Origin of the sequence: Sphaerisporangium sp. NPDC051017 (genome assembly GCF_040683095.1) — a bacterium.
Classification (GTDB): domain Bacteria; phylum Actinomycetota; class Actinomycetes; order Streptosporangiales; family Streptosporangiaceae; genus Sphaerisporangium.
In genome coordinates this window covers 267,383-279,977 of the sequence record NZ_JBFBCI010000001.1, presented here as the reverse complement: position 1 = coordinate 279,977, position 12,595 = coordinate 267,383, and the positions used below count along the sequence as shown (strand labels likewise).

Annotated in this window: 10 protein-coding genes and 1 pseudogene; 2 read left to right on the top strand and 9 right to left on the bottom strand. The window is 70.8% G+C overall.

Going from position 1 to position 12,595, the window contains the following annotated elements:
• Positions 1-263: 263 nt before the first annotated feature.
• The 9 genes and pseudogenes from AB0M95_RS01345 to AB0M95_RS01305 form a co-directional block, all read right to left on the bottom strand.
• Positions 264-1,904: a hypothetical protein gene (locus tag AB0M95_RS01345; protein WP_363757978.1), complete on the bottom strand. Its 1,641-nt coding sequence runs from the start codon at positions 1,902-1,904 to the stop codon at positions 264-266.
• A gap of 23 nt (positions 1,905-1,927) precedes the next feature.
• Positions 1,928-3,424 carry an FGGY family carbohydrate kinase gene (locus tag AB0M95_RS01340; RefSeq protein WP_363757976.1) on the bottom strand — a complete coding sequence of 499 codons (1,497 nt, stop codon included), beginning with the start codon at positions 3,422-3,424 and terminating at the stop codon, positions 1,928-1,930.
• Entirely contained in the window at positions 3,421-4,410 is a 990-nt protein-coding gene (locus AB0M95_RS01335) for a LacI family DNA-binding transcriptional regulator (RefSeq protein WP_363757974.1), read from the bottom strand. Before AB0M95_RS01335 ends, AB0M95_RS01340 begins: the two co-directional genes overlap by 4 nt.
• Positions 4,392-4,742: an alpha/beta hydrolase fold domain-containing protein gene (locus AB0M95_RS01330; RefSeq protein ID WP_363757972.1), complete on the bottom strand. Its 351-nt coding sequence runs from the start codon at positions 4,740-4,742 to the stop codon at positions 4,392-4,394. Before AB0M95_RS01330 ends, AB0M95_RS01335 begins: the two co-directional genes overlap by 19 nt.
• Positions 4,739-5,416 (bottom strand): hypothetical protein, encoded by a 678-nt coding sequence (locus AB0M95_RS01325; protein WP_363757970.1) that lies wholly within the window; start codon positions 5,414-5,416, stop codon positions 4,739-4,741. The genes AB0M95_RS01330 and AB0M95_RS01325 overlap by 4 nt, the downstream gene beginning before the upstream one ends.
• Positions 5,416-5,715: pseudogene (locus tag AB0M95_RS01320) on the bottom strand (ABC transporter permease subunit); the annotation flags it as partial. The pseudogene AB0M95_RS01320 and the gene AB0M95_RS01325, both read right to left, overlap by 1 nt.
• Positions 5,716-5,918: 203 nt before the next feature.
• On the bottom strand, positions 5,919-6,866 hold the full coding sequence (locus AB0M95_RS01315; RefSeq protein ID WP_363757968.1) for a sugar ABC transporter permease: 948 nt from the start codon (positions 6,864-6,866) through the stop codon (positions 5,919-5,921).
• A gap of 27 nt (positions 6,867-6,893) precedes the next feature.
• Entirely contained in the window at positions 6,894-8,216 is a 1,323-nt protein-coding gene (locus AB0M95_RS01310) for a sugar ABC transporter substrate-binding protein (protein WP_363757966.1), read from the bottom strand.
• 130 nt (positions 8,217-8,346) lie between these two features.
• On the bottom strand, positions 8,347-9,333 hold the full coding sequence (locus tag AB0M95_RS01305; RefSeq protein WP_363757964.1) for a LacI family DNA-binding transcriptional regulator: 987 nt from the start codon (positions 9,331-9,333) through the stop codon (positions 8,347-8,349).
• A gap of 174 nt (positions 9,334-9,507) precedes the next feature.
• On the opposite strand from AB0M95_RS01305, the gene AB0M95_RS01300 reads away from it, so the two are divergent.
• Positions 9,508-11,985 (top strand): GH116 family glycosyl hydrolase, encoded by a 2,478-nt coding sequence (locus AB0M95_RS01300; RefSeq protein WP_363757962.1) that lies wholly within the window; start codon positions 9,508-9,510, stop codon positions 11,983-11,985.
• A gap of 339 nt (positions 11,986-12,324) precedes the next feature.
• A complete protein-coding gene (locus AB0M95_RS01295) occupies positions 12,325-12,558 on the top strand; it encodes a hypothetical protein (protein WP_363757960.1) in 234 nt (77 codons plus the stop codon).
• Positions 12,559-12,595 lie beyond the last annotated feature (37 nt).

Sequence of the window (12,595 nt, the reverse complement as noted above, 5' to 3'; positions counted from 1 at the left end):
AGCACGTGAAACCAGTGGTGCGCACCCCACCTACTTTCGCTTTCCGCGCACGCGAACAGCATCCCTGTGGGAGCGTGTCCACCACTCATTTAAGACGGAAATTGAAAACCCCCGGCGCCATTCCGAAACCACATTCTCGCCGAGCTGTTATTGAAGCGTTATCAAGATTGGGTCTTGACACCCACCCCTGGCCACGGCCACTCCCCGACGGGATCCGCCCGAGCGCTCTCCGGCCGGCAAGATAGGAGAGCGCTCTCCAAGAGTCAGGCCACGGAGGTCTCCCCGCACAGGTGCACGTGCAGGCCCAGCTCGGCGAACAGCGCGGCCTTGGCGACGAGCGCCTGGTCGGCCGTCTCGGCGTCCGGGGCGTAGGCGACGTTGAGGTGGTTCGCCTTGTGCCGGGCCATGAACTGGTCGCGGCTCACGCCGTGCAGGACGGCGTGCATGATCGGCCACGCGGGCGTGGTCGCCTGGGAACGGCGTTCGGTCTCCTCGTCCGGCAGCGAGACCGCCGAGGCCCGGCCGAGGTCGACGTGCAGCGCTCCCCCCTGCACGAACACCCGGCTCCAGACGATCTCGCCCGGCTTGCAGACGCCCTTGATGGTCGACCCGCCGAGCGGGAAGTAGACGGGGTCCTGCCGCCGGCCGACGGCGCCCGCGTACCCGTCGGCGAAGTGCGACGGCGGCACCGACCCGGAGATCTCGAAGACCCAGACGAACCGCCCGTCGTACTCTTCGCCCCAGCGCACGTCGTGGAGGGTGGTCGCCGGGTCGAGGCCCATGGCCGTCCACAGGCGGTTGGTCACGAGCGCGTCGACCGCGACCCCCTCGTCGGCCTCGTTGAAGTGCGGCAGCGCCTGACCGTCCCACAGCACCCGCGCGCCGTCGCGCGAGGTCACCGGCGGGCGGTCGACGTTGTTGAGGATGCCCTCCGCGAGGTCGGACGCCGGCGAGAGGTCCTTCAGCCCCTGCTGGTACTGGATTCCGACCGCGTCCAGACCGAAGTCGTCGCTGATGCGCAGCGCCGCGACGTACATCTTGTACTGCCAGCGCAGCTGCGCCTCGGTGAGTTCGGTCGCCTCGTCCGTGCCGAGGCGGAACGTCATGCCCTTGTCGAGGAGCCAGCGGCCCACCGCGTCCGCCTCCTGGTCGGACACCGTCTGCATCTCGGCCCACAGCGCGCTCTGCGAGAGCCGCTCCTTGTAGATGCCGATGGGGTTGAGCAGCTCGTCGTCGATGATGGCGTTGTACATGCCCATGCAGCCCTCGTCGAAGACGCCGATGATCGCCTTGTCGTCGAGCAGTTGGCGGGCGAGCGCGCGGCCGAGGTCGCGTTCGGGGCTTTCCGGCAGTTCCGGCAGGTCGCGCACGTGCGACTGGTCGTGCGCGATCGTCCCGGTCTCCACCCAGCTCTTGATGCCCGCCTTGAACCAGTCGTCGGTGAAGTCGACGCTCCAGATGGTCGAGTACTCGACGCCCATCTTCGCCATCCCGGCGTTGACTCCGAGCAGGCCGACCAGTCCCGGCCAGTCGCCCGCGAAGTTGGCGACGGTGAGGATCGGCCCCTGGTGCGTGCGCAGCCCGGCGAGCACGTGGTGGCTGTACTGCCAGACGGCCTCGGCGACGATGAGCGGCGCGTCGGCCGGGATGCCCTTGAACACCTCCAGCCCCATGCGCTGGCCGGAGATGAATCCGTGGCCGGTGGCCGGGTCGAACGGATGCGCGCGCCGGACGGTCCAGCCCAGCTCGGCGAAGGCGGCGGTGACGTCGGCCTCCATCTTCTCCTGGGTAGGCCATCCGGCGACGTTCGCCTTCGGCCGCAGGTCGCCGCTCGCGATGAGGTAGGCCGTGTTCGGCTCCGCCGCGGGTCGGCTGGGCGCGGCGGGGACGGCGTAGCTGTTCAAGGTGTGTCCTCCGTTGCTGCAGGTCACGCGAGCTTCCGTTGCCGGGCCGCGAGTGTGTGGGCGATGCCGCGGGTGGCCGGGTAGAGCTGCCGGTACGCCGCGTACAGCTCGTCGTAGCCGGACCGCAGCGCGGCGTCCGGGGTGATGGTCCGCGCGGGCGGGTTCCAGTCCGTGATGTCGGCCGCGACGATCGTGCGCGCCGCGAGGTAGGCGGCCCCGTACGCGGCGCCGATCGTCGTGGTCGGGACGACCTGGGGCAGGCCGGTGACGTCGCTGACGATTCGCGTCCACAGCTCGCCGCGCGTGCCCCCGCCGACGGCGACGACGCGTTCGACGTGCGCGCCGGCGGCGTGCAGCGCCTCGATGTTGTGCCGGACGCCGAGGGCCGTCGCCTCCAGCGCGGCGCGATAGAGATCGCCTCGGGTGTGGCTGAGCGTCAGGCCGGCGATCACGCCGCGGGCGTCCGGATCCTGCACGGGCGTGCGCTCCCCCGCGAAGTACGGCAGGACGAGCAGGCCGTGCGCGCCCGGCCCGGACGCCTCGGCCTCGGCCAGCAGGGTGGCGTAGTCGGGCGCGCCGGCGAGGTCGCGCAGCCAGGTCGTGAGGGCGCCCGAGGTCGCCATGCCGCCCGCGAGGTTGTGCGAGCCGCGGAACGCGCCGACCGTGCCCCACATCGACGGCGACCTGAGCGGTCGTTCGACGGTGGCGATCAGGAACATGGTCGTGCCGTACATCAGCATCAGATCGCCCGGGTTCTGCGCGTCGACGCTCACGGCCTCGGTCCAGGCGTCGATCGTGCCGGTGACGACGGGGGTGCCCGCGGGGATGCCCGCGACCGGTTCCCGGGTCGTGCCGGCGACCTCGTCGGACCAGGCGAGCGGCGGCAGCTCCAGCCCCGGCGCGACGCGCTCCGCCCACGGGCGGTACCAGTCACCGGTCACGACGTCGAACATCGGCGTGCACTGGCTCGCCGAGTGGTAGTCCAGGGTGTACGCGCCGGTGAGGCGGTGGACGAGCCAGGAGGCGGGCATGAACAGGCGGCGGGCGCGGCTCCACGTCTCCGGCTCGTGCTCGGCGACCCACCTGAGCTTCGGTCCGACGGCCTGCGAGGACAAAACCGACCCGCACCGCTCCAGGATCGCCTCGGGCCCGCCCAGCTCGGCGGTGAGGTCCTCGATCTGCGCGGCGGCCCGGGTGTCGACGCCGTAGAGGATCGCCGGCCGCAGCGGACGGCCGTCCTCGTCCGTCAGCAGCGCGCACGGTCCCATCCCGCTCACGCCCACCGCCGCGATCTCGGCGTTGGCGCCCGCGGTCAGCTCAGTCAGCTCGGTCAGCTCGGCGGCGAGCTCGCGGAACTCGGCCCACCACACCTCGCCGTCCATCTCGACATGACCGGGACGCGGGCGGCTGACCTCGTGCTCGCGTACGGCCGACGCCAGCAGCCGTCCGGCCTCGTCGACCAGCACGCCCTTGCTGCTCGACGTGCCGATGTCGACGCCCAGGAAAGCCTTTCGGGTCACTGCTTCTCCTTCAATGTCGGATCCGTACGCAGGACCACCGTCCGCGCCGGGCCGTCGTCGCCGGTGATGCGGTCGAGCAGCAGGCTCGCGGCGGCCTCACCGAGTTCCCGGGCAGGGAGGTCGACGACGCGGACGCCCTGGCGCGCGAAGGACGCGAACGGCAGGTCGCCGAACACGGCCAAGCCGAACCCGTGCGGCGTGAGCCCCGCGTCGTGCAGCGCGTCGAGCGCTCCGGCCGCCATGAGGTTGTTGGCGACGACCGCGGCGTCCGGCGGCTCGCGGAGCGCGAGCAGGTCCGTCATCGCCGCCCGGCCGCCGTCGACGCGGTAGTCGGCGTACCGCAGCAGCCCGTCGCCGCCCGCGCCGTGGCGTTCGCCCGCCTGCCGCCATCCCTCCATGCGCAGTTGGGCCGTCTCGACCGAGCTGGGGCCGGTGATGCAGGCCACCCGCGAGAAGCCGTCGGCGAAGAGCGACTCCGCGGCCCACAGCCCTCCCGCCCGGTTGTCGACGGTGACCGTATCGATGTCGAGCCGGTTCAGGCTCCGGTCGACGGCGACGACGGGGCATTCGCGCGCGACGAGCCGGCTGACGTCGCTGGCGCCGTCGGCCGGCGCGAGGATGACACCCGCCATGTGCTCGGCGAGCGCGATGTCGATGTACGTCGCCTCGCGGGCGGGGTCGTCGTCGGTGTTGCACAGCACGACCGAGAAGCCCGCGGCCCGGCCGCGGTTCTCCACGCCGCGGGCGAGCGCGGTGAAGAACGGGTTCTCGACGTCCGGGATGATCAGCGCGATGACCGCGGAGTACCGGCCGCGCAGCCGCCGGGCGGTCCGGTTGGGCGTGAAGTCCAGCTCCGCGGCGGCGGCGCATACGAGACGCTCGGACTCCGCCGAGACCCGCGCTCCGTTCAGCACCCGGCTGACGGTGGCCGCCGAGACCCCGGCGCGGGCGGCCACCTGGTAGATCGTCACCTTCGAGCCGGCCATCCGGTCCCGCAAAGGTCATGGGCCAGCGCACGACGCCTGCGCTCACGGGTCGCGCGGCTCACCGCGGCGCCGGGCGCGATGAGCTCGAAGGCGTGCACGGCTCCCGGCACGACCTCGAACCGGACCGCGACACCCGCGGTGGCCAGCCGTCGCGCGTACTCGGCGTCCTCGTCGCGGAACAGGTCGAGCTCGCCGGTGTCGAGGTAGGTCGGCGGCAGGTCGCGCAGATCCGTCGCCCGCGCCGGGGCGGCCAGGGCGTCCGCCGGGCGCCCGCCGAGGTACGACGTCCAGGGATCGACCCGCGCGAGGAGGCCGGCGGCGTCGCCGGTCATGCGCGGCCCTGGAGTGCGTCGATCTCGTCGAGCAGGCCGATCGTCTGCGACGCGGTGATCGCGAGCAGCAGCGGCAGGACCACCGCCGCGAGGACCCCGGCGGAGGCGGCGGCCGCGAAACCGCCCAGGCAGCCCATGGCGACGAGCGTCAGGGCCCAGCTCGGCCGGAACGCGACGAGGATCGCCCCGCCGCGCAGCGCCCGCAGACCGCGCCGTCCGCGCAGCGCGCCGTAGGCGAGGGCGTACGGGAAGACGAGCAGCAGCGCCGCCGCCCCCGCCGCCCCGGCCAGCGCCGCGCCGCCCCCGGAGGTCAGCCCGAGCCCGGCCAGCGAGACGCCCGCGGCGAGGAGCACCGCGAGCGCCGGGTCGAGCTCGCGCAGCACCGCCAGGCGCGGGCCGTCGCCGCGCGCGACCGCGGCGGCGAAGCGGACGAGGCCTGTCAGCGCGAGCGCGGGAGGCACGGTGGTCACGGCCAGGATCCAGTCCGGCAGCGCGGCGATCATGGCCACCACCAGCGGGGCCGCCGTGGCGAGGCCCAGCGCGCCCGCGGCGACGGAGCGCGGCAGCTCGTCCCAGAACCTCAGCGCACCGCGCCTGACCAGCCACGGCAACGTCGCGGCGGTGGTGCGCGCCCCGGCCCGCATCAGAGCTTCAGCGCTCGACCCGGCCCGCATCAGAGCTTCAACCCGCTCGACGCGATGGACTGGACGATGTACCGCTGCGCCGCGAGGAAGACGGCCAGGACCGGGACGATCGCCATCGTGATGCCGGCCGCGATGGTGCCCAGCGACCCGGTGGAGAAGCGGCCGGCGAGCAGGACGAGGCCGACGGGAAGCGTCTGCCGGTCGGTGTCGCTGATCATGACGAGGGGGAGCAGCAGGTCGTTCCACCAGTAGGTGAAGCAGAGGATGCCGAGCGTCGCGATCGACGGCCCGGACAGCGGCAGGATGATCCGGACGAAGGTGCGAAGCCGGCCACACGCGGCCGAAGTTGCGGACGGTGAGGTTCCCGGGGTCGAAGGCCGGCGGCAGGCGGTACAGCTCGGCGTCGGAGCCGGACAGCGCGCCGCGGAAGATCCACAGGAACGGCGCGGTGATGGCGAGGGCCGCGACGCCGAGGACCAGGAAGGTCAGGACGCGGGCCCGAGGCGGGGAGACATGCTCGTCGTCGCGGTGCTCATGAGTAGTGCGTCCATCTGCGCGAGAACCAGAACTGGATGGCGGTGAGCACCACCAGGACGAGCGCGAAGGTGATGCCGATCGCGGAGGCGTAGCCCAGGTCGAAGTCCCCGAACGCCCGGTCGTAGAGGTACTCGACGATCGTGCGGCTGGAGTCGCCCGGGCCCCCCTGGGTGAGCACGCGCGGCTCGGCGAAGATCTGGAACGAGTTGATCGTGTTGATCACGACCAGGAAGAAGATGGTGGGCGAGAGCAGCGGGAAGGTGATCCGCCAGAACCTCGTCCAGGCGCCGGCGCCGTCGACGATGGCCGCCTCTCGCAGCTGGTCCGGGATCGACTGCAGGCCGGCGATGTAGACGAGGATCGAGAACCCGATCGTCTTCCAGGAGTTGACGATGATGACGGACACCGGCGCGAAGGCCGAGGACCCGAGCCAGTCGACGCGGTCGATGTGGAGCAGACCGAGCAGGTAGTTGACCAGGCCGAGGTCCTTGTTGAGCAGGAAGCGCCAGATCAGGGCCACGGCGGAGGCCGACACGACGAACGGGAACAGGTAGGAGAGCCGGAAGAACCCGCGAAGCCAGCGGGGCATCCGCGTCTCGAGCAGCACCGCGAGCAGGAGCCCGAGGACGACGTTGACGGCGAGGATCGCGAGCGCCATGTACGTCGTGGAGCCGTAGACCCCGAGCAGGCGCCCGTCGTGGATGAGCCGGTCGAAGTTGTCGAGGCCGACGAACGTGCCGTCGCTCAGCAGGTTCCAGTTGTAGAAGCTCAGCACCAGCACGCCCACCGTCGGCGCGAGGATGAAGACGAGGAACGTGATGATCGACGGTGTGAGGAACGCGAGCGCGGCCGCCCCGTCACCCCGCGGGCGCGGGGCCGGGGGCCCGGGGTCGGTGACCGAGCGGTCGCCGACCCCGGGCCGGAGTGTGCTACTGGTTGTCATGGGTTGCCTTGCGAGATCGTGTCGGACTCAGCAGGTGACGATGCTGCTCAGCTCACTCTGCATGCTCTTGAGACCATCCGAGACGGACGCCTCACCTGCGAAGATCTGCTGCAGGTGGCGCAGGACGGTCGACTCGAAGGTGCTGTACTTCGCCGGCGCGGGGTACGGCACGAGGGTCGGGTAGTTGTCGATGCTGTTGTAGTACAGGTCCGAGTTGGCGGGGGGAACGCCGACCTGCGAGATCGTCTGGGCCACCGAGCGGCGCGACGGGATGGAGTCGCCGGGCTTGTCGGGGGTGCCGACGTACTGCTTCTCGATCTCGTTGCTCACGGTGAACTTCTGGTACTCCCAGGCGAGATCCGGGTTCTTCGACGACTTCAGGATCGGATAGCCCGCGCCGCCGAACACCGTCTTGTAGGTGTCGCCCTTGGGGTAGAGCTGGATGTCGAACGACTTGAAACCCGCGGGGAGGAAGGTGGCGATCGGCCACCGGCCCGCGCCGAACATGGCGATCTGCCCGTTCTGGAACCTGGTGAAGACGTCGCTCATCGGCATGGGCGCCGGGGCGATCTCCTGGGTGATCATGTCGTTGAGGAAGGTGACGGCCTTGGTGACCTGGGGCGTGTCCGCCGTGGCCTGGCAGACGTCGTCGCTGGTGAGGTTGCCACCGGCGTTGGCGACCCACGGCATGATGCCGGGGAAGATCTCGTTGCTGGCCCAGGTGAAGCCGTACCGGTCGGGCTTGCCGTCGCCGTTGGTGTCCGCGGTGAGCCTCTTGGCGGTGGCCTTGAAGTCGTCCCAGGTCCAGTCGGGCTTCGGCGGTTCGATGCCGGCCTTCTTGAAGAGGTCGGTGTTGTAGTACACGACCATGTCGTTCCAGCCGTACGCGAGGGTGACGACGTCGCCCTTGACGGTGAAGCCGTCGATGAGGCCCTTGGCGATGTCGCCGGTGAGCGTCTTGGCCTCGGAGTCCTTGTCGAGGTACTTGTTGATCGGCTGGACGAGGGTGTTGGAGTGGACGAACTGGGCGCCCTCGCCGGAGATGACCATGAGGTCGGGGTGCTTGCCGGAGGCGATGAGCGTCGCGACGTTCGCGTAGTAGGTGCCCCAGTTCTCCCCGGTCACGGGGGTGAGGGTGACCTTCACATCGGAGTGCGCCTTCATGAAGGCGTCAGCGGTGGCCTTGTTGCCGCTCTCGGCGGCGGGGCCGTAGTTCCAGTAGACGATTTCGAGTGACTTGCCGCCGGGCGACGCCGACGAGTCCGAACCGCTTGAGCAACCCGCAAGGGCGGTCGCCGCCATCGCGGTCGTCGCGCAGGCCAGCGCGACCTTGCGGTAGGGGATGTCCATAGGCCTGCATCCCTCTCAATGGGAGCTTTGGGGTGCGCCACAGTGAAGTCTAAGAAATCGATTTCGTCAAGACCTGAAACACGTGGTTCATCTCCCGCCGCTGATCAGGACAATGTTGCGCTGGTATCGATTACAGCGCCGACTCCTTGCGTGGCGACGTCAGGGGCATGACCTCCGCGCGCAGGACCACGGTGCGCAGCGGCTGCGCGTCACCGGCGATGCGTTCGAGCAGCATCGTCGCGGCGGTCGTGCCGAGATGCCGTGCCGGGAGCCGCACCTGGACCACGCTCGCCGGGGCCAGCGCCATGAACGGCAACTCGCCGACGGCGGCCACGCCGAACGTCTCCGGCGAAATCCCGGCCTCCACAAGCGCCTGTAACGCCCCGACGGCCATCAGGTTGTTGGTGGTCACGACGGCGTCCGGCGGGGTGTCGAGCGCGAGCAGGGCCGTCATCGCGGCGTGCCCGCCGTCCACCCGGAAGTTCGCGTGCTGCAGGTAGCCCTCGCCCACGCGCGCCCCGGCGACCTGCCGCCAGCCGTGGACGCGGTCCTCGGTCGCCTCGATCCCGGCCGGGCCGGCGATGCAGGCGACCCTGCGGTACCCGGCGTCGACCAGGGCTTTCGTCGCCGCGATACCCGCGGCCCGGTTGTCGATCTTGACGGCGTCGACCGGGTACGGCGTCGTGCGGTCGACCGCCACGACCGGGCGTCCCAGGGAGACGATCACGCCGAGGTCGACCTCGTCCGAGGCCGGCGACAGGATGACGCCCGCCATCTGCTCGGACGCGGCGATCTGCAGGTAGCGCAGCTCCTTGCCGGGATCGTCGTCGGTGTTGCACAGCACGACCGAGAAGCCCGACTCCTGGGCGCGGTCCTCGACCCCGCGGGCGAGCGCCGTGTAGAACGGGTTCTCGATATCGGGGATCAGCAGCGCGATGATCTCCGAGCTCTGCTTGCGCAGCCGGCGGGCGGTCTTGTTCGGCGTGAAGGCCAGCCTGGCGGCGGCGTCGCGGACGAGCCGCTGCTTCTCCTCCGAGACCGCGAGCCCGTTGAAGACGCGCGAGACGGTCGCGGGCGAGACCCCTGCCAGCGCCGCCACCTCGTAGATCGTGGCCATGGACACACCCTAGCGACCCCCGCGGGCTGCGGACCCCCTCGCTCTTGACACCTCCTCGTGACCTCGTCTAGCTTGTGTGAAATCGATTTCATGATCAAGATTTCCAGCCGTGCGCCAGGCCCCGCGAGGGCCGAGGATCCCGTCTGGCGATCGTTTCCCGAAGGGAAGACGGCGGTGAGGCGGTACACCGGAGATGCCCGGCGCGCGGTCGCGTTTCCGCTCGGAGGCTTCGGCACCGGGCACGTGGCCCTCGGCGGCGACGGCGCGCTGCGCCAGTGGCAACTGTCCGGGGTGGCCAACCATCTCGGATTCCTGCCCGACAGCTTCTTCGCGCTCCGGGTCTCCTCCACCGAGCCACCCGGCGACGTGGTCCGGCTGCTGCGGTCCGCACCCCTGCCGCCGCACGAGCACCCGGCGCCCAACGTCTCCGACGCCGAGGTGCCCGACGCCGACCGGCTGCCGCCCTGGCCCACCGTGGCCGGCACGGAGTTCCACGCCGCCTACCCCTTCGCCGAGGTGTCCTACCTGGACGACCAGCTCCCGGTCGCCGCGTCGCTCTCGGCGTTCACCCCGTTCGTCCCCCTCGACTCCGACGCCAGCGCGCTCCCCCTGGTGCGCTACCGCTTCACCGTGACCAACACCAGCGCCGAGTTCCGGCACGGCTGGCTGCTCGGCACACTGCAGAACGCGGTCGGCTGGGACGGCGTCACCCCCATCGACGGCACCCGCGGCGCGGGCTACGGCGGCAACGTCAACCGCCTGGTCCGCCGCCCCGGCCAGACCGGCGTCCTCATGGACCACCCGGGCCTCGACGAGAAGGACCCGGCGTACGGCGAGCTGCTGCTGTGGACCGACGGCCCGGCCGCGGCGCTGCCCCGCGCACTCGGCGCCGAGGCGATGCTGCGGTTCGCCGAGACCGCGAAGCTGGTGACCCCGATCCAGCTCGGCGACTACAGCGACGCGGCCCTGCGCACCGCCGTCGCGGACGGGGTCTCGCCGCTCCGCGCGCCCGCCGGCCCGAGCCCGGCCGGGCACACCTGGGACGCCGCCGTCGCGGTCGCCTTCGCGCTGAAGCCGGGGGAGACCACCACGATCGATTTCGTCCACGCCTGGTGGTTCCCCAACCGGTACGCCGACTACGACCGGTTCGGCCCGCCGAACGCGTACGGCGGCAGCCGGTTCTGGGTCGGCAACCACTACGCCGGCCGGTTCGGCGGCGCGCTGGACGTCCTCGACGCCTACCTCGCCGACCGGGACACCCTCGACACCGCCTCGCGGGCGTGGGCCGACGCCGTCGCCGGCAGCGACCTGCCGGACGAACTGCGCGAAGTGGTCTCCGCCCAGGGCACCCTCGTGCGCTCGCCCACCCTGTTCCGCACCGCCGACGGGCGCGCCTACGGTTTCGAGGGCACGCTCGGCGCCTCCACCCGGAACTGGAACGGCGACGTCGGCGGATCCTGCCCGCTCAACTGCAACCACGTCTTCAACTACGAGCAGGCCCTCGCCCGGCTCTTCCCGGACCTCGGGCTCAGCATGCGCGAGACCGAGTTCTCCGTCCAGGCGCCGGACGGGTCGCTGCCGCACCGGGTGGTCCTGCCGCTGTACCTGCCGCAACTCCACGATGTGGCCATCGGCGGGCCGGAACGCCCGGCGCTCGACGGCATGCTCGGCGCCGTCCTCAAGACCTACCGCTCGGTGCTCGACGGCGCCGGCGACACCTGGCTGCGCGAACACTGGCCCGCCCTGCGCCGCCTCATGGACCACGTCACGACGACCTGGGACCACGTCGGCGACGGAGTCCTGCGCGGCGACCAGCCCGTCACCTACGACATCAGCCTGCACGGCCCGAACATGTTCGTCGGCGGGCTGTGGCTGGCCGCGCTGCGGGCGATGCGCACGATGGCCGAGCTGGTCGAACCGGCCGCCGCCTCCGCGTACGAGGATCGGTTCGCGGTGGCGCGCGACAACTACGACAAGCTGTTGTGGAACGGCGAGTACTACTCCCAGCCGGTGACGGGCCAGGCCTACGACTTCGGCCTCGGATGCCTGTCCGACCAGCTCCTCGGCCAGTGGTGGGCGCACCAGCTCGGCCTCGGCCACATCCTGCCCCCGGACCGCGTCCGCGCCGCGCTCGCCGCGATCGTCCGGTACAACCTGCGCACCGGATTCACCGAGCACGGCTACCGCGTCTTCGCCGACGGCGACGAGACCGGGCTCGTGGTGTGCAGCTGGCCGCACGGAGGCCGTCCGGTCGTGCCTTTGCGCTACAGCGACGAGGTGTGGACCGGCGTGGAGTACCAGGTCGCCGCCCACTGCCTGTACGAAGGGCTCACCGACGAGGCGCTGCGGATCGTCAGGGCGATCCGGGAGCGCTACGACGGCACCCGCCGCAACCCGTTCAACGAGATCGAGTGCGGCGACCACTACGTGCGCGCCATGGCCGGCTGGTCCCTGCTCGACGCGTACACCGGCTTCCACTACGACGCCACGACGGCCCACCTCCAGGTCACCCGCCGCCCCGGCCGCTACCCCTTCGTCGTCGGCACCGCCTGGGGCACCATCACCATCCCCCCCGACGGCCCGGCGACCCTCGAAATCCTCGGCGGCACAATGCCCCCCAACCTGACCATCAAGGTGACGAACCTGCCCTGAACCCGAACGTCGCATCAGGCGAACATCGGACCCGGCCTCACCACAGGCGGACGGAACGAGAGATCAAAGCAGTTGCGCGGCGTGGCGTCTCCGACGCATGCTCACGGTCGTGAACAGCCTCCCCGCTCGGCTGCCCGAGTTCATTGACTGCGGATGCCTGGACGTCTACTACTGCCCACAAGGCGGTGAAGTCGAATGCCCTCGACACAGCGGCTTCGACATCTGCTGCGACGCCCTTGACCAGCATGTCCCTATCCGAGGGTGACCACCACTACGGAGGTTCGGGCCGGAGGCGAAGAGAGCCTGTCCCACCGACTGCCCCGGGTGAATAATCGACCCATGCGTCAGCTCCTCCTCGTTCCGCCGGCCATGTGCTCAATGGCAACGGTGATCATGATCCTGTCAGTTGAGTGGGGATTCGCTCTCCTGGTGCTGGGTGTGCTCTTCGGGTTCGGCCTGGGCCTCGTTGCGGTGCACAACGCGACCGTGGAGCGCGACCGACGCGAGCAGGGTGCCCTCGAAGGCGGTCGCAGTGTCTGGGCGGCGGCCGGCCGATGGTTGGCGAGGCACTGAGGGTACGCCCGGGCCCGTCTGTGCCGATGCCTCGCCC